This is a genomic window from Mesorhizobium sp. USDA 4775 (genome assembly GCF_054062655.1).
Map to the genome: position 1 here is coordinate 344,692 of NZ_JBSSFM010000002.1, position 20,693 is coordinate 365,384.

Here is a 20,693-nt window from a genome sequence, read left to right on the forward strand (position 1 = left end):
ATTGTTTCAGAAACTTAGGATACGGAGGGTCTCGAGTAGGGCTCGATCGGCACGGTAATCAGGTCGTCGGCATCGCGTCGCGTCTTGCGCTCGCCCATCCAACTCGTCCGGCCTAGCGTACCGCTATATCCCAGCCGGAGTTTCGGCACTTCTTCTTGTCGGAGGACCAGATTGACCTCCCAGTCCAGTTCATCACCTAGGTAGTTTCGGATAATCTTGGCCAAAGTTCTAAGGTCGGAGGTTCCCGGCAAAAGCCGTTCGTACTGAGCTAAGCCGAGTGGGCCGAGAATGACGCGGAAGCGATGATGGTAGACTTTGATCCTGCCGCCGACAGCCGCAGTGCTGCCAAGTGTGCCCGTGCATGGGTCACGGCCGAGCAGGCAGAGCGCGTCCAGCGGCAGCTGGACCAATGTGGGAATAAATTCACGGATTTCCACCGGGGCCGCAAAGAAGCTGTTGAGAATAGCAACGAGCCCCTCGGCATTGCGCGTGTGCGAGGCGAGACGGCCAGTGAAGTGAACTTTTGCAAGATCGGGCATGGCGTCCCGGCCATGCAAAGACGTCATGCCAAAACCCGCCAGGGAGCCGAGTTGCAGGGCAAAGCGATCTTCTTGTGGCCTGTCATGGCTGACGGTCGGCTCACTCTCCGCCCAGGCACGGAAGAAGAGCGAGGCTAGGCGATGATGAAAGATATCGGCAAAGCGAACCAGCGTCTCGTCGCCGGCATTGCGCTGCCTTAAAAGCGCGTACTCCGTCAGATGCAAAGGCAGCGGACCATTGGGCCCGAATAGGCCAAAGGCGTAGGTAGAAATACTGGCGGGATGGCCCTCTTCAGCCTCGGCCACGCGGGCGATAGATCGTGTCGGAAAGGCTAGCGCGGGCTCCTGTCCAATCCGCACCCGATCGAAGCTTGGCCGGCTTGATTCCCCAAGCCTGGGGCGATCTGAGCAGATTGCATCGACGACTCGCATAGCCTGAAAGAAATCACAGGCATGCGGCTCGGCCGCTACTGCACTCAGAAAATGCGCGAGAGAGTCCGGCATCAGAGGATCGTCCGGCGACCAATCGTCGGCGGCCATTGCATTACTTTACCGCGTTGCAATGTCCAGACGGCCATCTCGGTGAAGCTGTTGATTGAAACATATTTGGCGAAGAACTGATTGAGCACGGAGGCGAGGGGAAAAATACCAACGCCTTCGAAAGCCGCCTCATCCAGGACGACACGGATTTCGATCCCACGTGCGACTGCAGCTTGTCCCCCGCCCGGCAGCCGCCGAACTATCGGTTGCGAGTGGACTTCGCGTATTCCGTCGATCTGCTGCGAAGCGAAAGCATCCTCCGGATCGACGTACAGGCGCAAGAGTTCTCGCAGCGCCTCTGCGCCGCCATGTCCGATACGGTCGGAATTCGTGATCGAGAGATAATTCAGCGATAGGTGACTGATCAGCTTCCACGCGACATCGCCGGTGGCAAAGGAATGACGCGGCTTGGTTGGCATCGACAGACATCGCGTCGCGGAAACCGGAGCTCCGATTTCGAGTGTGAAGTCTGTCTCTTTATGACCGATTGGCAATAGAAGCGGCAGATGCCTGTTCGAGCAAAGGCATCGTACCGACAACTGCCGGGGATTTACCGAATTGGCAGCCGCCCGACGATCAACAATTGAGATGAAAGTCTCTGTGCCGCCATAATCAGTCCTGGCACTGTTGGGGCGCTGGTGCTGCGAGCGCAGACGACTCTCGCGCCTGACTGTATAATAGCTGGAGTGCTGCACCTCCCGTCCATGGGCGCTGATGCTGTAAAATGGAAAAAACTGAATGGGGGCGGCTTCGCCGCTGCCTCCTTCGCCGCTCATCTCGAGGATCGACTGAACCTCGAAGTCGACCGGCCTCATTCGATCTACAACCAGATGATGCTCGTAGCTCTTGTCGCTCAAGTGAATGCGATCCGCCTGGCGTTCGAAAAGATTGATCGCCGGCGTCGCGAACAGACTGATGTTCTGAGTTCCGAGGTGATGTTCCAACCGTGGCTCGGCACGGTCGAGCACGAATACAATCTCAAGGCTCTCAGTCGTCGACATCGCCACGGCGTTGGCGAGCCCGCCGAGCTCGATGAACAGGGTTCGCTCTGCAAGGGCAAAATACTCTTGAAGTAGACGATACCCGTCGAAGGAGCGGGGAACCTCGGGCAGGAGAGCGGAGTCTGGCTCCAGACAGCACTGCCGCAGTTGGCCGAGCGGAATTTTCTCCTGCCAGGGGGGCGGCAGGCTGGCGGGCCGGGCGACAATTGCGCTAGCATCGCCCATAAGCTGTTCGGCGACTGTTGCACCGATGCCACCAGGGCCGGCGAGGTAGAGTGTCAGGGCTCTCAGCGCGAGATTTTTGAACGGTATGCCATTGGTTGTCCGAAGGCGCAGTCGCAGCGCGGCCTTCGCATCTTGCCGGGGCGGAAGATTCAGGCCCGAAATTTGCGCCGGCGTCGTGTAGTAGTCTACAGCACTCACCGCAATCGGCCAGAGGTGGACATCGTGCGCCGTGCGGAACTCGCAATGGGTGATCGCATCCGAAGCGAGTTGGCCCAGCAGCTTGGTTCCGCGCGGCACCACATATCCTTGCTCAAACCGTCCGGCCAGTGGATCCGGCCCGAATTGGACAATTGTCATCGAGGGGATTGGCGCCAGAAAATGGGGATAGACCAATTCCAGCAGGTGCTGCGTGAAGTCTGGAAAACGAGCTTGCAGCTTCAATTGGACCCGTGCTGCCAGAAAGGCAAAGCCTTCCAGCAGCCTCTCGACATAAGGGTCGGCGATCCCAGCTGCTTCCATTCCCAGCCGGCCGGCAACCTTTGGGAATGCGCGGGCAAACTCAGCTCCCATCTCCCGCATATACGCAAGCTCATCATTGTATAACCGCAGGAGCCTTGGGTCCATCAGCTTATCTCTGCACCTAGATCGGTAACGCGTAACCTCTTGCGTTCCGGGTCAAGCTCGGTGCAGATCACAATGCGCAGCGGCACTGACTGCGCTGGGAGGTCGGCCTCGATCCTAAAGCCTAGAGAGCCATTGCGGTCGGCCTCAGTCAGGGGTGTGACCTTGACACTGTTGGCAAGCAGCCGAGGTTCAAAACGTTGCAAGCTGTCAGCAATCTCCTGTCCAAGTGAGGCAGCGTCGAGGCCATCGACGATGTGCCCTGCAAAGGGCCGGATACCGAAATTGAGAGTGCTGGCTGCCACGTGGGGGTAGGACTGGAGGTCCACGGTTGCAGCCAACTGGTTTGCGTTAAACAGCCACGACACGTCGCGAAGGATCATTGCTTGCACTTGTCGCAGCGACAAGCTGGATAATTTCGACGATTCGGATGCGCTGCGTGGCTCGTCATCCGTTAGCTGGTCGAGAAGGGATGGCTGGACCAAATCCCACTTGGGAGTAATAACCATGTTCAATCTCCACATCTTGAGCAGCTATCCGAAACCCGAATGCGTGGCGAGCGGCTAGACGCACGCGGATCTGCAAGCTCAGGCGACGAGCTTATTGAAGTCAGTACTGTTGGCGATTTGGTTCCAGATCCCCTCACCAGCCTTGGTAAGAGCACCTGTCTCGTCCTGAGAGTAGTATATGATCTTGCAGGCGCCGAATCGGAAGGTGATCGTCTCCTCCGGAGCTTCTTCAGCATAGGCCCACTCGACCTTCTCGATCGCAAGCATATTAAAGGTCCAGTGTAAGAACAGGTTCGAACCGGCCGTCGCCAGCCCGGCGCCCGTCGATTTGAATAGCTTCAGATCGACGTTGTTGAAATGGACTCCGCGGCCACATGCTACGTATAGAGAAGCAGAGGCGTTATCCACTTGCTTCTTGATGGTGAAGACCTCGAATTCGGCCTTACCTGACCCGGCGCCTGCGGTGTGAGGGCCGATATTGAGCTTGTTCTCCATTGAGAAACTCCATTGGTCGCCAAGCGTGACAGCGTTCTTCAGGATAATGGATTCGCCCTTCGGCTGGATGCCATCCTTGGACGCTTGGGTGAACATCATAACTGCATCGAATGCCATTTCTAAATTCCTCTATCTGGCGGTTTCGTATCGGGCCGGAATGGGCCGGACAACCGCGTGGTATGAAGGCGGGCTCTATGCCTTTAGCGGCGGGACTTAAGGGCTCAGCCCTTGCGGGCCGCAGGTAGCCGTGACACCAGCCTCAGAGAGATGGTAAGACCCTCGAGCTGATAGTGTGGTCGCAGATAGAATATGGCGGTGTAATAGCCGGGATTATCTTCGACGTCCTCGACATTGACCTCTGCTGAGGAGAGCGGCTGTCGCGCCTTGCTTTCTTCGCTCCCCAACTCGGGCGAGGGATGAACATAGCCTTGGATCCATTGGTTCAGCCACTCCTCGACCTCATGCCGTTCTTTGAACGCGCCAATCTTGTCGCGGACCATGCACTTCAGGTAGTGCGCAAAGCGGCAGGTCGCAAAAATATAGGGTAGCCTGGCGCTAAGCTCTGCATTCGCCGAGGCATCCGGGTCTGCGTATCTGATTGGCTTGTTGACAGTCTGGGCACCGAGGAACACGCCCAGCGAGGTGTTCTTCCGATGCAACAATGGCAGAAGGCCGTTCTTGGAGAGTTCCGACTCGCGCCGATCGCTGATTGCGATCTCCGTTGGGCACTTGAGATCGACGCCACCGTCGTCACTGGGGAAGCTGTGCACCGGTAAGTCCTCAACCAGGCCACCGGATTCGAAACCACGGATTTTGGACAGCCAGCCGTAGAGCTTGAACGACCTCGTGATGTTCACACCCATGGCATAGGCGGCATTCATCCAAAGATACTTTGCGCTGTCGCTGCCGTCGATGTCCTCTTCGAACGCAAATTCATCGACTGGATTGGTCTTAGCGCCGTAGGGCAGCCGTCCGAGCACCCGCGGCAGTGTCAGCGCCACGTACCGGGAGTCTTCGCTCTCGCGAAAAGCCCGCCAGGCGGCGTGCTCGGGTGTTAGGAAGATCTTCGTTATGTCGCGAGGATTGGCAAGTTCACGCCAAGAATCCATCTGCAGCAAATGCGGTGAGGCTGCTGAGACAAAAGGGGAATGGCTAGCCGCAGCAATTTGCGCAATTCCAGTCAGTATATCAATGTCGTGGGGGCTATGGTCGAAATAGTAGTCCGCAACCAAGCAGCCAAACGGGTCGCCGCCAATTTGCCCGTATTCCTCTTCGTAGATCTTCTTAAACAGAGGACTCTGGTCCCAGGCTATTCCCTTGTACTTTCGCAGCGTTCGAGACAGTTCTTTCTTCGAAATGGAAAAGACGCGGATCTTCAATGTCTCGTCCGTCTCGGTGTTGAATGTAAGGTGATGCAAGCCCCGCCAAGCCGACTCCAGCGCCTGAAAGTCCTGGTGATGGAGTATCTCGTTAATTTGTTCAGATAATTTGCCATCGATCGATGCGATGATTGATTGGATCGTATCAACGGCGTCAGCGCTGATTAACGGTGTGTGTCGGAGGGCTTGGTCAGCCAACGTTTTGACCGCATTCTCAACTGCGTTGCGGGCTTGATCCGAATGAGTCTTGAACTCGCGTTGCAGCAGAACGACGAAATCCTCGGGATCGACAACCGGCGCCTGCACCTCGGCAGGTATTGAGTTTACGAAAGTCACAATCAATCCTCCTTCATCTCTGGGAAGGAGGGCAGGGGTGCTTTCGTCGTGTCATCGGGCGTTTCGTCCTTCGGCACGCCACTGAGGCTGCTTAGCAGCGCTGGATTGCCGAGGAAGTAGGCGATCAGTTCCTCGGCACCCATCTTGCCGTCCATGTAGGCTAGCAGATTGGAGAGCTGCATGCGGGCCTCCAACAGCGCGTTGAGACTTCCCACTTTGCGCGCTACGGATGCGGGCGAGAAATCGCTCATACACTCGAAGGTCAAGTCCACAACCAGTTGGCCCTCGCCGGTCAAACGGTTGGGTACCCGCATGGCCACCCTGGGTTTTAGCGATCTGAGCCGATCATCGAAATTATCGATGTCGATCTCCATCATCTTGCGCTCGCCCACTGGGGGTAGCGGCTCGGCGGGGTTGCCGGCGAGATCAGACATGACTCCCACCACAAAGGGAAGTTCTACCTTTTTTGGGGAGCCGTAGGTCTCTAGATCGTATTCGATCTGGACCCGCGGGGGGCGATTTCGGGTGATGAATTTCTGACTGCTTGCCTTTGCCATTCTGCGGTTTGTCCTCATGTTAGGCTTCGAGATTCCGAGGTCATGCCCCCGAGTCGGCCGCAAGACCCGCGATCGAGCGGTATTGAGCAGCTCCATCTGGCGCGAGATCCTCGATCAGAGCCATAAAGTCCTTCGATACGAGTCGCTTCGCCCGCTCAAGCAAGGCTGGCACAGGGCTGGCCGGCTCATTCACTTGATACCAACGGCAGATACCGTCGAGTATGCTGATGACATCGTTACGGCCGCGTATCTCTCCCGGACTGCGCACCTCGGCTCCTGGTAGGAGTGGCTGCATAACGGTTTCGGATTGAGGGATTTTCAGGTGGCGACTTACCATGTCCTTGCACTGACGGAGCACCGACATGAGGGGTTCGAATCGGACCGCATCGATGATATCGACGTGTTCTTTCATTATGGCGTCTAGGCCGGTCGCAGCCTTTAGGCTGGCGTCGAGATCCGCTCCGAGTTGATAGAGGAGGGCGGGGTCGGTGTCGCCGAAGGCGAGGTCGATCGTCGCTGAATCGATCTCGGTCGATTGAGATCGCTGCGTCTCCATCCTGTCGCGCAGCGTAAAGGTGCCAAACTGTCTGGACGCAGTGAGGGGAACCTGGCAAACCTCGGCGATAAGCCCGGAGGGATCACAGAGATTTGCCAGAGCGTTAAGGCGCACCGTCTGATCGCCAGAGTCTTCTACGTCTGGCCGCGGATGCAGCTCCGGCCAATGGAATTCCGCATACCCAACGAGCAGCTCCAGGCCGTTTCGAAGGCCGGGGTAACCGAATTGGCTGAGAGCGGAGCGGGTGAGCAGGACACCGACGCGCAGGTCCTTTGTGCGGGTAGCGAGCTCCAGGCCAAGCTGCCAGACTTGGCGCCAATCGGGAGCCTCCGCGGCTATGACGGAATCTCCCATCTGCCGAGCGGGCTTGCCCTGCGCCGCCATCTCAAGTTCGAGAAAACTCAGATCGTAATCGAGAGCATCACCGCATGGGTTGCTGTCGCTGACCGGCTCCATCAAACGATCTACATCAAACATGGCCAATTCGTGTTGCCCTATCAGGTTCGCGCCGCCCTTGACCAAACCAGTCTCAGGGAGTTTGTGTCTCTTAGGCGATGATGATGCCTCATCAGGCATGCGAAATTGATATGCAGCTATTGATGTTCAGCTATGGTGAGAGCGAACGAGCTATGGCGGAAAATGGGTGATGACGGTTTGAGAAGGGCGGCGTATCGAGGCGGGTGATTGAAGCCTGCCAGAACCTCTCAAGGAGAGCGATACGCCATGAACGAGACTATCAACATTGTTCGCCTTCGTCAGCCCGACGAGATCGATGATCCCCTGACGGATGTGCTCCGCACCGGCGCGCGCAAATTGCTGGCGCAGGCGATCGAGATGGAGGCCGAAGCGTTTCTTGCCGAGATGCGGGATCTGAAGCTGCCGGACGGACGTGAGCGGCTGGTCCGGCACGGTCGCGGCCCGGAGCGGAGCATCCAGACGGGGATCGGGCCGGTGCCCGTCAGCCGGGTGAAGGTCCGGGACCGCGGCGCGACCGGCGAAGCGGACCGGGTCCGGTTTTCCTCATCGATCCTACCCAAATGGGCGCGTCGGACGCGAAGTCTGGACGCGCTGCTTCCCGTTCTTTACCTGCGCGGCGTTTCGACGGGCGACTTTCAGGAAGCTCTGGCAGCCCTGCTCGGCAAGGAGGCAGCGAACCTCTCACCCTCGGTGATCACGCGGCTGACGGCAGAGTGGACCACCGAATACGAGCGTTGGCAAAAGCGCGATCTTTCGGCGCGCCATTATGTCTATGTGTGGGCGGACGGGGTCTATCTCCAGGCGCGCATGGAAGACCATGCCGAATGCATGCTGGTGCTGATCGGCGCCACGCCTGAGGGCAAAAAAGAACTCGTCGGCTTCCAGACAGGGATTCGTGAGAGTGCGCAGAGCTGGCGCGAGCTGCTGGTCGACGTGAAGCGTCGTGGCCTGCAAATCGCGCCCGATCTTGCCGTCGGCGACGGCGCGCTTGGCTTCTGGAGCGCGCTCGATGAGGTCCTTCCCGGCACCAAGCACCAGCGGTGCTGGGTGCACAAGACAGCCAACGTGCTCAACAAGGTGCCGAACTCAATGCAGGCCGGCATGAAGACAGATCTGCGCGAAATCTTTTCCGCCCCGAACCGAGCCTCAGCCGAGACGGCGATTGCCGTCTTTGTCGAGAAATATGATGCGAAATACGGCAAGGCGGTCGACTGCCTGACCAAAGATCAGAATGCCTTGCTGGCGTTCTACGATTTCCCCGCCGAACATTGGGATCATCTGCGGACATCGAATCCCATCGAGAGCGTTTTTGCCACCGTTCGCCATCGCACGGTGCGCACGAAAGGCTCCCTATCATCGAAGACCGCAAGGCTGATGGTCTTCAAACTGGTCATGGCCGCCGCCAGGACATGGCGACGATTGAAAGGACAAAATCAGTTGCCGAAACTCATCGCAGGTGCCAGATTCCAAGATGGAATCGAGGTCATCGAATTGAAGCCGCAGAGCGCCGCTTGATCAGCCTCGTCACCCAAATTCCAGCATAGCTCCGCGCATAATCAGGGCCGTGCTTTCGGCACCATCGGCGGATGGTCTCGTAGGAAAGATCCCGCGATCGAGCAGCATTTCCTCGACATCGCGCAGGCTCAGATTGAAGCGGAAGTAGAGCCAGACAGCACGGGCCACGATTTCGATCGGATAGCGGTGGTTCTTGTAGGTCGGTGCACTCACGGTCATGGGCGCGCTGCTACCTCAATTTCCTTACCCCTCAATCAATGTGACAGCACCAGCGCTGGGGCTGCGGTTGAGCCAGGCATGGAAGCCTGATCGGGACACATCCAGCGCATTACACAGCCATGCCACCGGCCAGATATTCCGGTGCCTCGCGATGAAAGCGAACCTCATGTCACTTCCCTCGCGAAGTAGGCTGCGGCCTTCCTAAGGTCTTAACTCCCGTCGGGCAATCGGCCGCGCTTGAGAAGCTTGGCGCGAGCCTGTTTATAGTATTTCTCAACAGTAGCGGAGTCGACCCCAATTCGTTTACTGATCTGGTCGTAAACTTCCTTTCGCTTCATTCCGCGCTCACGGCGGCGCATCCAATCGAAGATTTCCTGCTCCCGGCCCGTTAGCCCTGAATAGTGAAAATCATCCGCCAGCTGGTCCTTTTCCGATATCCGGATAGCGAATCCGCCTTGTGAGATATCCTGTAGCACCTCAGCCAAAAGTCCGCGCATCAGTCCGGTCTTGCTCACATATCCAGCTACCCCAATCCGACGACAGTGGTTAGCTTCGGCAACCGAACCTAATCCAGTGATGACCACGTGTGTCGCCAAAGGGGATGCATCAACGATCTGCTGGATAACCGAAAGCCTATCCCAGAGTGAGGTTGGATTTACCCCCGGCAAGCCGGGGTCTATGAGAATGAGATTAAACTCTTGGGACTTAATTCGCGCCTGGGCGCTATCTAATGTAGGGGCTCCAAGAAGAACGCTTTCGGTATGGCAGTCCTTAAGTTCCTGGATCAGCGCCAAGCGCATTAAATCCTGATCTTCAATCACTAAAATCTCTTGCATAGTGCGGTCCGATTATGACTGAGCCCACACTCGCCCTACGGGTCTATGAATAATATGATCGAGAAAGGCAACCTCAAATGGGAGTGCGCCCCTTGGGGCGGACCGATTGGGATTTTCGGATTGACCCAGTTGAGGTGCTCCCCGTCTTTGGATGAGCTATGGCGGAAAATGGGTGATGACGGTTTGAGAAGGGCGGCGTATCGAGGCGGGTGATTGAAGCCTGCCAGAACCTCTCAAGGAGAGCGATACGCCATGAACGAGACTATCAACATTGTTCGCCTTCGTCAGCCCGACGAGATCGATGATCCCCTGACGGATGTGCTCCGCACCGGCGCGCGCAAATTGCTGGCGCAGGCGATCGAGATGGAGGCCGAAGCGTTTCTTGCCGAGATGCGGGATCTGAAGCTGCCGGACGGACGTGAGCGGCTGGTCCGGCACGGTCGCGGTCCGGAGCGGAGCATCCAGACGGGGATCGGGCCGGTGCCCGTCAGCCGGGTGAAGGTCCGGGACCGCGGCGCGACCGGCGAAGCGGACCGGGTCCGGTTTTCCTCATCGATCCTACCCAAATGGGCGCGTCGGACGCGAAGTCGCAGCCCGGTGCTGTCACATTGATTGAGGGGTAAGGAAATTGAGGTAGCAGCGCGCCCATGACCGTGAGTGCACCGACCTACAAGAACCACCGCTATCCGATCGAAATCGTGGCCCGTGCTGTCTGGCTCTACTTCCGCTTCAATCTGAGCCTGCGCGATGTCGAGGAAATGCTGCTCGATCGCGGGATCGTCGTTTCCTACGAGACCATCCGCCGATGGTGCCGAAAGCACGGCCCTGATTATGCGCGCCGCATACGCCGCAAGGCACCAACGAAAGACGATGTCTGGCATCTGGATGAAGTCGTGGTGCGCATCAACGGTCAGAAGTGCTGGTTGTGGAGAGCGGTTGATCAGGACGGATATGTGCTCGACGAGATTGTCCAGACGCGTCGCAACACCAAGGCCGCCAGGCGCCTGCTGACGCGACTTCTGAAGAAGCAGGGTCTGCCGCCAAAGCGTATGATCACCGACAAACTGCGCTCCTACGGGGCGGCCAAACGCCAGGTCATGCCGAACGTGGAACACCGCTCGCATAAAGGCTTGAACAATCGGGCGGAGAATTCTCATCTGCCGTTCCGAAAACGGGAACGAACGCGACAGGGTTTCCGGTCGGTCGGCTCATTGCAGCATTTCGTGTCGATCTTCTCCGCCGTCCGAAATCTCTTCGTCCCCTCCCAGACCAACCGCTCGGCAGCACAAATTCGAACCCATCGACGCCAGGCAATGGCCGCGTGGGAAGCCGTGAGTGCACTGCCTGCCTGAAAAGCGCGGTGTCGGCCTCACGCGGCCACATTTCAAACAACGTGACAACGCCGCAGCCCCAGCGCTGGTGCTGTCACATTGATTGAGGGGTAAGGAAATTGAGGTAGCAGCGCGCCCATGACCGTGAGTGCACCGACCTACAAGAACCACCGCTATCCGATCGAAATCGTGGCCCGTGCTGTCTGGCTCTACTTCCGCTTCAATCTGAGCCTGCGCGATGTCGAGGAAATGCTGCTCGATCGCGGGATCTTTCCTACGAGACCATCCGCCGATGGTGCCGAAAGCACGGCCCTGATTATGCGCGGAGCTATGCTGGAATTTGGGTGACGAGGCTGATCAAGCGGCGCTCTGCGGCTTCAATTCGATGACCTCGATTCCATCTTGGAATCTGGCACCTGCGATGAGTTTCGGCAACTGATTTTGTCCTTTCAATCGTCGCCATGTCCTGGCGGCGGCCATGACCAGTTTGAAGACCATCAGCCTTGCGGTCTTCGATGATAGGGAGCCTTTCGTGCGCACCGTGCGATGGCGAACGGTGGCAAAAACGCTCTCGATGGGATTCGATGTCCGCAGATGATCCCAATGTTCGGCGGGGAAATCGTAGAACGCCAGCAAGGCATTCTGATCTTTGGTCAGGCAGTCGACCGCCTTGCCGTATTTCGCATCATATTTCTCGACAAAGACGGCAATCGCCGTCTCGGCTGAGGCTCGGTTCGGGGCGGAAAAGATTTCGCGCAGATCTGTCTTCATGCCGGCCTGCATTGAGTTCGGCACCTTGTTGAGCACGTTGGCTGTCTTGTGCACCCAGCACCGCTGGTGCTTGGTGCCGGGAAGGACCTCATCGAGCGCGCTCCAGAAGCCAAGCGCGCCGTCGCCGACGGCAAGATCGGGCGCGATTTGCAGGCCACGACGCTTCACGTCGACCAGCAGCTCGCGCCAGCTCTGCGCACTCTCACGAATCCCTGTCTGGAAGCCGACGAGTTCTTTTTTGCCCTCAGGCGTGGCGCCGATCAGCACCAGCATGCATTCGGCATGGTCTTCCATGCGCGCCTGGAGATAGACCCCGTCCGCCCACACATAGACATAATGGCGCGCCGAAAGATCGCGCTTTTGCCAACGCTCGTATTCGGTGGTCCACTCTGCCGTCAGCCGCGTGATCACCGAGGCCCAACTTGAACAGTTGGACGTGAACGGATAGCGAACACTGTCCGTTAAGCCATTGAATTCATTTGCCTTGAATTTCGGGCGCGAAAATGTGTGGTAACAACATTTGTGCTGTTTGCTCTGTTTTGTCTGGATTTGACGGCATTTATTTACTAACAACGCTGGCATGTTTGTCGTTGAGAGAGTCGCGCGCGGCCATCGCTATCTCTACCTCGTGGAAAGTGTCCGCGACGGCAAAACCGTTCGCCAGCGCACGATAAAGGCACTGGGCCGCAAGGATGCGCTGGTTGCCAGCGGCGAACTTGACAGATTGGCGGCCTCGATTGCGCGCCATGGCGAACGCAGCCTCATCCTGTCCGACATTGACGCGGGGCGGATTGCCTCTCGCCGCATTGGCGGTCCGCTGTTGTTCGGGCGGCTGTGGCAGCGGCTCGGGATTGGCGATGTGCTGGAAGAGGTGCTGGAAGGGCGCCAGTTCGGCTTTGCGGTGGAACGGGCGGTGTTCATTGGCACGTTGCATCGGCTGTTCGTGTCGGGCTCGGACCGCGACTGCGCGAACTGGATGGCCGATTATGGTATCGAGGGCGCCGAGGGTCTGGCGCTCCATCACTTTTACCGGGCCATGGCGTGGCTGGGCGAGGAACGCGGCGAAAAGGCGCAAGGCGCGCTGGTGGCGCGCTGCGTGAAAGACGTGATCGAGGAAAAGCTCTTCGCGCGCCGGCAGGACCTGTTCACCGACCTCAGCCTTGTGTTCATGGACACAACCTCGTTATCCTTCTACGGCGCGGGCGGCGAGACGCTGGGCAAGCGCGGGCATTCCAAGGACTTCCGCCCCGATCTGGCGCAAATGATCCTGGCGCTGGTCGTTGATGGCGAGGGCCGGCCGATCTGCACCGAGATGGTGCCTGGCAACACCGCTGACGTGACCGTCCTGTTGCCGGTGGTCGATCGGCTGCGAACGCGCTTCGGCGTCACACGCGCCTGCGTTGTCGCCGATCGCGGCATGATCAGCGCCGATACCATCGCCGCGCTCGAAAAGCTGGGCATGGAATACATTCTGGGGGCCCGCGAACGCTCGAGCAGCGTGATCCACAACGTCGTGCTCAATGACACGGCGCCGATGGTTCCGCTCGTTCTCGAGCGCCAGCGCGGTGAAACTCAGTTGTGGGTCAAAGAGGTCAAGTTCGGTAAAGACCGCTACATCGTCAGCCGCAATGACGCCGAGGCCGAGAAGGACAAGGCCGACCGCCAGGCGATCATCGCCGGCCTCGAGGCACAGCTCAAGAAGGGCGACAAGGCACTGGTCGGCAACTCGGCCTACCGGCGTTACCTCAAGGCCGGCGGCAAGAACTTCAAGATCGATGTCGGCAAGCTTGCCGAGGAAGCCCGCTACGACGGTATCACCGTGGTGCGGACCAACGCGAAGGTGACCCCGCTCCAGGCCGTGCTGCGGTATCGCGATTTGCTCGAGGTCGAGAGCCTGTTCCGCGCCGCCAAGGCAACCTTCAATACCCGGCCGATCTTCCACCAATCCGATGCCGCCATCCGCGGGCATGTGTTCTGCTCGTTCCTGGCGCTCGTGCTCAGCAAGGAACTGCGCCGCCTCTGCCGGGCCAAAGGCCTGACGCCCGAATGGCAGCCGCTCCTACGCGATCTCGATCGCCTCCAGGAAGCCACCATCGAAAAGGATGGTCGCATCGTCACAACCAGAACTCACGTCACCGGCCAAGTGGGCAACGTCTTCAAGGCAGCTGGCATCGCTCTGCCACACAACCTCGACGAACAACTCGCCTGAGATCCCCCCAAAATGTAGTGGTAACACGCGCCGGCGCGCGCCTAACATGCTGACTTAATGACATATTCTCACAGGCGGTGTTTAAGTCGGGTCAGATCCCGCATCTCGGCAAGAAACGCTTCGGCCTCCATCTCGATCGCCTGCGCCAGCAATTTGCGCGCGCCGGTGCGGAGCACATCCGTCAGGGGATCATCGATCTCGTCGGGCTGACGAAGGCGAACAATGTTGATAGTCTCGTTCATGGCGTATCGCTCTCCTTGAGAGGTTCTGGCAGGCTTCAATCACCCGCCTCGATACGCCGCCCTTCTCAAACCGTCATCACCCATTTTCCGCCATAGCTCTTATGCGCGCCGCATACGCCGCAAGGCACCAACGAAAGACGATGTCTGGCATCTGGATGAAGTCGTGGTGCGCATCAACGGTCAGAAGTGCTGGTTGTGGAGAGCGGTTGATCAGGACGGATATGTGCTCGACGAGATTGTCCAGACGCGTCGCAACACCAAGGCCGCCAGGCGCCTGCTGACGCGACTTCTGAAGAAGCAGGGTCTGCCGCCAAAGCGTATGATCACCGACAAACTGCGCTCCTACGGGGCGGCCAAACGCCAGGTCATGCCGAACGTGGAACACCGCTCGCATAAAGGCTTGAACAACCGGGCGGAGAATTCTCATCTGCCGTTCCGAAAACGGGAACGAACGCGACAGGGTTTCCGGTCGGTCGGCTCATTGCAGCATTTCGTGTCGATCTTCTCCGCCGTCCGAAATCTCTTCGTCCCCTCCCAGACCAACCGCTCGGCAGCACAAATTCGAACCCATCGACGCCAGGCAATGGCCGCGTGGGAAGCCGTGAGTGCACTGCCTGCCTGAAAAGCGCGGTGTCGGCCTCACGCGGCCACATTTCAAACAACGTGACAACGCCTTTCCTCGACATCGCGCAGGCTCAGATTGAAGCGGAAGTAGAGCCAGACAGCACGGGCCACGATTTCGATCGGATAGCGGTGGTTCTTGTAGGTCGGTGCACTCACGGTCATGGGGAGCTATGCTGGAATTTGGGTGACGAGGCTGATCAAGCGGCGCTCTGCGGCTTCAATTCGATGACCTCGATTCCATCTTGGAATCTGGCACCTGCGATGAGTTTCGGCAACTGATTTTGTCCTTTCAATCGTCGCCATGTCCTGGCGGCGGCCATGACCAGTTTGAAGACCATCAGCCTTGCGGTCTTCGATGATAGGGAGCCTTTCGTGCGCACCGTGCGATGGCGAACGGTGGCAAAAACGCTCTCGATGGGATTCGATGTCCGCAGATGATCCCAATGTTCGGCGGGGAAATCGTAGAACGCCAGCAAGGCATTCTGATCTTTGGTCAGGCAGTCGACCGCCTTGCCGTATTTCGCATCATATTTCTCGACAAAGACGGCAATCGCCGTCTCGGCTGAGGCTCGGTTCGGGGCGGAAAAGATTTCGCGCAGATCTGTCTTCATGCCGGCCTGCATTGAGTTCGGCACCTTGTTGAGCACGTTGGCTGTCTTGTGCACCCAGCACCGCTGGTGCTTGGTGCCGGGAAGGACCTCATCGAGCGCGCTCCAGAAGCCAAGCGCGCCGTCGCCGACGGCAAGATCGGGCGCGATTTGCAGGCCACGACGCTTCACGTCGACCAGCAGCTCGCGCCAGCTCTGCGCACTCTCACGAATCCCTGTCTGGAAGCCGACGAGTTCTTTTTTGCCCTCAGGCGTGGCGCCGATCAGCACCAGCATGCATTCGGCATGGTCTTCCATGCGCGCCTGGAGATAGACCCCGTCCGCCCACACATAGACATAATGGCGCGCCGAAAGATCGCGCTTTTGCCAACGCTCGTATTCGGTGGTCCACTCTGCCGTCAGCCGCGTGATCACCGAGGGTGAGAGGTTCGCTGCCTCCTTGCCGAGCAGGGCTGCCAGAGCTTCCTGAAAGTCGCCCGTCGAAACGCCGCGCAGGTAAAGAACGGGAAGCAGCGCGTCCAGACTTCGCGTCCGACGCGCCCATTTGGGTAGGATCGATGAGGAAAACCGGACCCGGTCCGCTTCGCCGGTCGCGCCGCGGTCCCGGACCTTCACCCGGCTGACGGGCACCGGCCCGATCCCCGTCTGGATGCTCCGCTCCGGGCCGCGACCGTGCCGGACCAGCCGCTCACGTCCGTCCGGCAGCTTCAGATCCCGCATCTCGGCAAGAAACGCTTCGGCCTCCATCTCGATCGCCTGCGCCAGCAATTTGCGCGCGCCGGTGCGGAGCACATCCGTCAGGGGATCATCGATCTCGTCGGGCTGACGAAGGCGAACAATGTTGATAGTCTCGTTCATGGCGTATCGCTCTCCTTGAGAGGTTCTGGCAGGCTTCAATCACCCGCCTCGATACGCCGCCCTTCTCAAACCGTCATCACCCATTTTCCGCCATAGCTCGTCATGGGCGCGCTGCTACCTCAATTTCCTTACCCCTCAATCAATGTGACAGCACCATGTGGCCATATTCATAGAGCACACCGAGCACAAAGCATTCACAAGCTCGGTGCGCTGATGGAGGAGGCGCTCCCGGGCTCGGAACAACACCGCGCAGGCCTGCTGATCTTCCGACTTCGGCTGGACAAAACGCATCTCGGGGCGCTGTGCCGCAACGACGATTGCTTCGGCATCGGCAGCATCGTTTTTCTGCCTCTTCACGAAGGGCCGTACGTATTGCGGCGCGATCAGTTTCACCTCATGGCCAAGCTTGACCATTTCCCGCGCCCAATAGCTCGCGCTGCCGCACGCCTCCATCACCACCACTGCAGGCGGTTGGCATGACATAAACTGCCGGAACCGTGACCGCGTCAGCTTCTTACGGAATTTCAAATCCCCTGTCATTGTCGCGCCCTGAAGCTGGAAAACGTTCTTTGCCAGGTCCACCCCGATCATTGTATTCTTCATTTGCCGTCCTCTCCTTCTTGTGGCGTTGAACACCACGACCTTGGCACATTGCGATGCCGTCTGGGGAGGGCGGCAACCATCCCATCTTGTAGGTCGGTGCACTCACGGTCATGGGCGCGCTGCCACCTCAATTTCCTTACCCCTCAATCAATGTGACAGCACCAGTGTTCCACTTATAACTCCGGAATTCCTGTCCAAACAAACCGAGCCACCTCTGTTGAGCTGATGACAGCGTATTGCGGGGAAAGTGGAACAGGTTGGCAATCGGATCATGGATGGAAACGAACCGCTGAAGCTGGCGTGCCGACTTGAAGCGTTTCATGGTCCTTTCGCGTCGTCGGGTCGGCTGGTGCGAATTTTCCGCTCGATTATTGAGGCCTTTGTGCGACCGGTGTTCGACACCGGGCATGAGGTCGCGCCTGGCGGCATCATAGGACCGGAGCTTGTCGGTGATCATGACCCGCCCTTGAGCCTTCAGCAACTTGCGCATCAGACGCTTTGCCGCCTTGGCATTTCGGCGGCTTTGCACCAGCACTTCGAGGACGAAGCCGTCCTGATCGACGGCACGCCAGAGCCACTGCTTCTTGCCATTGATGGCCACCACACATTCGTCGAGATGCCATTTGTCGCCCAGGCAGCCGGCTGACCGTCGCTTGATCTCCCGGGCGAAATGCCGCCCGATAGATGTCCGTCCCAAGGGGCACAATCCAAATAGGGAGGGCCGCCCCCCTTTTTTAGGAAACGGAATACGTCCATGGTCGTCAGCGTGGGAGGTTGTGGAAATCCCCGAACCCGACGAATCGAGGAATAGAGACCATGCGCGAGCTCTCTTGTCGAAATGCCGCACAAAATTGCAGTCGGCCGCACGCAGGTCTGTTAGCCCCCCACCACTATGTCGAACGGCGACCAAATCTGAATCTGGCATCCATCGACCTGAACCTGCTGGTGGCATTGGAAGCCTTGCTGGAAGCCCGCAACGTCACGCATGCGGGCTGGCGCGTCGGCAAAAGTCAACCAGCGATGAGCCGGGCGTTGGCGATGTTGCGCGACATTTTCAATGATGAACTCTTGGTCCGAGGCTCAAGGGGCTTCGTTTTGACGTCGCAAGGCGAACGCTTGGCCCTAATGCTGCCATCGGCGTTGAATGCGATTCGAAAAATTTTGGTGGACAGCAGCGTCCCCACAGGGGAGTGGCGTTCGAAGGCCACGATCGCCGTGCCCGATCACCAAACGCTGATCCTGCTGCCCCGGCTCATGCAGCGCGCGCCTGACCTTGAGATCGTCTTCCATTCGCTCTTTAAAGGCACTCTACGAGCGCTTGAGGATGGCGATATCGATCTGGCCATTGGGCAGATAGCCGCCGCTCCGCCAGGCTACTTGCGCCGCCGCCTCTATACTGACCACTTCGTGTGCTTGCTGCGCCACGACCACCCGTCACTGGCGCAGGAACGGACAATTGAGAGCGTTATGGCCCTGCGTCATGCCGCCATCAGTTCAGACTCCGGTAGCCAAGTCGGGCAAATTTACGACGTTATGCCAGAGTTGGGATTACCGGACCGCAGGATGCGGTTTTCCAACGTGTTAACAGCCGCCATGGTGGCTGCGACTTCCGATATGGCCCTCGTTGTCCCGCACCGGGCGGCTATGCGGTTTTCCGCCATGCTACCGCTCAGGGCGGTCGACCTACCGATCAAAATGGAGCCCTACGAGGTTGCGCTGATCTGGCACGAGCGTTGTCATCGCGACCCAGAGCACAAATGGCTGCGTGGTGAGATCGCTGCGGCACTGACTGCAGGAGCCGACTGAGCCAAGGACTGGCGAGGAAGGCTGCACCATAGTGATGATGCCTGCAGCTTACCTTGTCTGAAACAGACGTCATTCCCTAGTCTACGGCAATTAAGACCACATGAACCGGATCGGATGCTCGGGAACAGCGAGTTTTCCTGAACCCTGATTAGCTGTGAAGCCCGGACACAAATGCGTTGGTCGCCGCAAACGACATAGCAGCCGGTCAGATCATACAGTTGAACCTACTCGATAGTTTCGTCGCTGAAACGTGCACGAAATAATTCGACCAGTATGACATACACGGCTCATCAGGGGCTGATTAATGAGTATAAAGGGATCCGATTGAAGTGTTCCGTATTTCTTTTTTTAGAGTGGCTGCCATCCTCATATGTGCTTGGGCACTGCTCATTTTTCGCCGGTTCACTACGGTGCAGCCGGTGCCATGATCCTAAAACGATTCTTCAACTCCACAGCCGGCATCTACGCCGCGCTGGCGATGGCACTGTCACTAGGCTGCTGGTCGTTTGTTCTGTCCGAACACTACCGACAAGAGACCGGACGATCAATCGGCAAGGCCTTCGAAACTCTGCACCTGGCGGGAGAGGCCCGGGTGGGCATCACGCGGATTGCCGGCTGGCTTCGTCTCGCCAGCGCGACCGGAGAACTCGAGCCGGCGTTCGGGCGCCAAATCACATCGATCGTCGAAAATATCGACCGACTACTGACGCTCCGACAGTTGAGCCAAAAGGAGGTCGAACTTCTGCTCAGAGCCCGGAAAGCCATAAAGACGCAGGTCGCGCCAGTCGCTCTGACCGGCAGAGGTTACTATGAGGCGCTCCGGTGCACGGACGAAATCGAGCAATCTCTGTCCGAAATCGGTCGTTTGCCAGCTGCTTACCGCACCAGCGTCAAAGAGAAAGCAAAGATCACGATCGCTGCTACGCGTAACCGCTTCGTTTTCGCACTCGCGCTCGTTTTGGTGGTTATCGGCTTCATAATAATTGTGCAACGTGCCGAGTTTTCCAGGCGCCGCGATGGATACGTTCGGGCTTTTTCGTTGCTGCATGCGCATATGACCCGATCACGCCTTGTCGCACTTCGGCTGTTTCTTGGCGATCAGACTTCAGCATCACCCGTGATGCATAAGGCAGCACAAGACGCGGTAAAGGAACTTGAAGGTGTCACTAACGGGCTCATAAGGATCGCCAATTCAGAGCGCGACGTTCGTACCCAGCCGCTCGGCAAACTTCTTCAGGAGAATCGCGGTGCACTGGACACTCACATCCGATTTGACATCGAAGACAACGTGCAGGAGCTGCAAGTTCCGGCGACCCAAGTTCGCATGATTGTCGAAGAGCTTGTAAACAACGCTATGACGGCTGTTCAAGGAAAACAAGACAAACAGGTCACAATTGGAGCGCGCCTTCTCAATCGACGCTTTTTGTTCGCGCGCAGGCTTCTCATTGAAATTGCAGACAATGGTTGTGGCATGTCCTCGGATATTCTGGGCAAAGCCGCAACGCCGTTCTTTTCGACGCGAGGAGGGTCGAACCCTGGGCTCGGTTTGACAGGTTGCATTGAAATGGTGAGCGCGATGCGTGGCAATGTGAGAATTAAATCCACGCCCGGGGTCAGCACTGTCGTGCGGATTCTGTTGCCGATCGGCCCCCGCAGCCACCATTCTGACCGGCATCGAAATGATTCACATGATGCGCAAGTGACAGGCGAGGTACGCCTTCAATCCGAATCCGTCCTTGGCCGAGCAGTTCGAAAGGTTCTGTCGCAAACTCTAAGTGTCCGCTCCAAAAAGAAGTGAGTGATTTCAGCGGGTTGTGATTCTGTCGGATTGCTGAG

13 protein-coding genes and 11 pseudogenes are annotated in these 20,693 nt (G+C 58.2%); 8 read left to right on the forward strand and 16 right to left on the reverse strand.

Annotated features, from left to right (window positions below; genetic code table 11):
* Nucleotides 1-14: 14 nt before the first annotated feature.
* From tssG to tssA, 7 genes are all read right to left on the reverse strand, one after another.
* The gene (gene tssG, locus ACVILI_RS33575; protein ID WP_457102799.1) at nucleotides 15-1,079 is read right to left on the reverse strand and encodes a type VI secretion system baseplate subunit TssG; all 1,065 of its coding nucleotides are present in this window, start codon (nucleotides 1,077-1,079) and stop codon (nucleotides 15-17) included.
* Nucleotides 1,043-2,929, reverse strand: coding sequence for a type VI secretion system baseplate subunit TssF (gene tssF / locus ACVILI_RS33580; protein WP_038654590.1), 1,887 nt, complete (start codon nucleotides 2,927-2,929; stop codon nucleotides 1,043-1,045). Before tssF ends, tssG begins: the two co-directional genes overlap by 37 nt.
* A complete protein-coding gene (gene tssE, locus ACVILI_RS33585) occupies nucleotides 2,929-3,435 on the reverse strand; it encodes a type VI secretion system baseplate subunit TssE (RefSeq protein ID WP_038654785.1) in 507 nt (168 codons plus the stop codon). The genes tssF and tssE overlap by 1 nt, the downstream gene beginning before the upstream one ends.
* 78 nt (nucleotides 3,436-3,513) lie before the next feature.
* Entirely contained in the window at nucleotides 3,514-4,047 is a 534-nt protein-coding gene (locus ACVILI_RS33590) for a type VI secretion system tube protein Hcp (RefSeq protein WP_038654587.1), read from the reverse strand.
* 104 nt (nucleotides 4,048-4,151) lie between these two features.
* Nucleotides 4,152-5,645 carry a type VI secretion system contractile sheath large subunit gene (gene tssC, locus ACVILI_RS33595; protein WP_051726980.1) on the reverse strand — a complete coding sequence of 498 codons (1,494 nt, stop codon included), beginning with the start codon at nucleotides 5,643-5,645 and terminating at the stop codon, nucleotides 4,152-4,154.
* Between the two features lie 2 nt (nucleotides 5,646-5,647).
* Entirely contained in the window at nucleotides 5,648-6,202 is a 555-nt protein-coding gene (gene tssB, locus ACVILI_RS33600) for a type VI secretion system contractile sheath small subunit (protein ID WP_038654584.1), read from the reverse strand.
* Between the two features lie 40 nt (nucleotides 6,203-6,242).
* Entirely contained in the window at nucleotides 6,243-7,235 is a 993-nt protein-coding gene (gene tssA / locus ACVILI_RS33605; RefSeq protein WP_038654779.1) for a type VI secretion system protein TssA, read from the reverse strand.
* 246 nt (nucleotides 7,236-7,481) lie between these two features.
* On the opposite strand from tssA, the gene ACVILI_RS33610 reads away from it, so the two are divergent.
* The gene (locus ACVILI_RS33610) at nucleotides 7,482-8,750 is read left to right on the forward strand and encodes an IS256 family transposase (protein ID WP_457102496.1); all 1,269 of its coding nucleotides are present in this window, start codon (nucleotides 7,482-7,484) and stop codon (nucleotides 8,748-8,750) included.
* A 31-nt stretch (nucleotides 8,751-8,781) separates the two neighbouring features.
* Here the strand turns inward: ACVILI_RS33610 and ACVILI_RS33615 are convergent.
* From ACVILI_RS33615 to ACVILI_RS33625, 3 genes and pseudogenes are all read right to left on the reverse strand, one after another.
* A pseudogene (locus ACVILI_RS33615) lies at nucleotides 8,782-8,969 on the reverse strand (IS6 family transposase); the annotation flags it as partial.
* 54 nt (nucleotides 8,970-9,023) lie between these two features.
* Nucleotides 9,024-9,170: pseudogene (locus ACVILI_RS33620) on the reverse strand (IS3 family transposase); the annotation flags it as partial.
* 8 nt (nucleotides 9,171-9,178) lie between these two features.
* The gene (locus tag ACVILI_RS33625; protein ID WP_038654578.1) at nucleotides 9,179-9,805 is read right to left on the reverse strand and encodes a response regulator; all 627 of its coding nucleotides are present in this window, start codon (nucleotides 9,803-9,805) and stop codon (nucleotides 9,179-9,181) included.
* Nucleotides 9,806-10,057: 252 nt separating this feature from the next.
* Here ACVILI_RS33625 and ACVILI_RS33630 point away from each other — a divergent pair.
* The 3 genes and pseudogenes from ACVILI_RS33630 to ACVILI_RS33640 all read left to right on the forward strand — a co-directional run.
* Nucleotides 10,058-10,408: pseudogene (locus ACVILI_RS33630) on the forward strand (IS256 family transposase); the annotation flags it as partial.
* A 44-nt stretch (nucleotides 10,409-10,452) separates the two neighbouring features.
* Nucleotides 10,453-11,157, forward strand: coding sequence for an IS6 family transposase (locus tag ACVILI_RS33635; protein WP_038655013.1), 705 nt, complete (start codon nucleotides 10,453-10,455; stop codon nucleotides 11,155-11,157).
* Nucleotides 11,158-11,274: 117 nt separating this feature from the next.
* Nucleotides 11,275-11,462: pseudogene (locus ACVILI_RS33640) on the forward strand (IS6 family transposase); the annotation flags it as partial.
* A gap of 31 nt (nucleotides 11,463-11,493) precedes the next feature.
* Here the strand turns inward: ACVILI_RS33640 and ACVILI_RS33645 are convergent.
* Nucleotides 11,494-12,321: pseudogene (locus ACVILI_RS33645) on the reverse strand (IS256 family transposase); the annotation flags it as partial.
* A gap of 166 nt (nucleotides 12,322-12,487) precedes the next feature.
* Here ACVILI_RS33645 and ACVILI_RS33650 point away from each other — a divergent pair.
* Nucleotides 12,488-14,116 (forward strand): IS1634 family transposase, encoded by a 1,629-nt coding sequence (locus ACVILI_RS33650; RefSeq protein WP_038655116.1) that lies wholly within the window; start codon nucleotides 12,488-12,490, stop codon nucleotides 14,114-14,116.
* Between the two features lie 92 nt (nucleotides 14,117-14,208).
* On the opposite strand, the pseudogene ACVILI_RS33655 reads toward ACVILI_RS33650, so the two are convergent.
* Nucleotides 14,209-14,358: pseudogene (locus ACVILI_RS33655) on the reverse strand (IS256 family transposase); the annotation flags it as partial.
* A gap of 94 nt (nucleotides 14,359-14,452) precedes the next feature.
* On the opposite strand from ACVILI_RS33655, the pseudogene ACVILI_RS33660 reads away from it, so the two are divergent.
* Nucleotides 14,453-14,980, forward strand: a pseudogene (locus ACVILI_RS33660) (IS6 family transposase); the annotation flags it as partial.
* Nucleotides 14,981-15,033: 53 nt separating this feature from the next.
* On the opposite strand, the pseudogene ACVILI_RS33665 reads toward ACVILI_RS33660, so the two are convergent.
* The 4 genes and pseudogenes from ACVILI_RS33665 to ACVILI_RS33680 form a co-directional block, all read right to left on the reverse strand.
* Nucleotides 15,034-15,144: pseudogene (locus ACVILI_RS33665) on the reverse strand (IS6 family transposase); the annotation flags it as partial.
* Between the two features lie 35 nt (nucleotides 15,145-15,179).
* Entirely contained in the window at nucleotides 15,180-16,448 is a 1,269-nt protein-coding gene (locus tag ACVILI_RS33670; protein WP_457102496.1) for an IS256 family transposase, read from the reverse strand.
* 151 nt (nucleotides 16,449-16,599) lie between these two features.
* Nucleotides 16,600-17,051, reverse strand: a pseudogene (locus ACVILI_RS33675) (IS110 family RNA-guided transposase); the annotation flags it as partial.
* 136 nt (nucleotides 17,052-17,187) lie between these two features.
* Nucleotides 17,188-17,730 (reverse strand): annotated as a pseudogene (locus ACVILI_RS33680) (IS6 family transposase); the annotation flags it as partial.
* A 137-nt stretch (nucleotides 17,731-17,867) separates the two neighbouring features.
* Between ACVILI_RS33680 and ACVILI_RS33685 the strand changes: the two are divergent.
* Together ACVILI_RS33685 and ACVILI_RS33690 are read left to right on the forward strand one after the other, a co-directional pair.
* A complete protein-coding gene (locus ACVILI_RS33685; protein ID WP_084791830.1) occupies nucleotides 17,868-18,857 on the forward strand; it encodes a LysR family transcriptional regulator in 990 nt (329 codons plus the stop codon).
* 1,324 nt (nucleotides 18,858-20,181) lie between these two features.
* Nucleotides 20,182-20,490 (forward strand): annotated as a pseudogene (locus ACVILI_RS33690) (ATP-binding protein); the annotation flags it as partial.
* Between the last annotated feature and the right edge of the window lie 203 nt (nucleotides 20,491-20,693).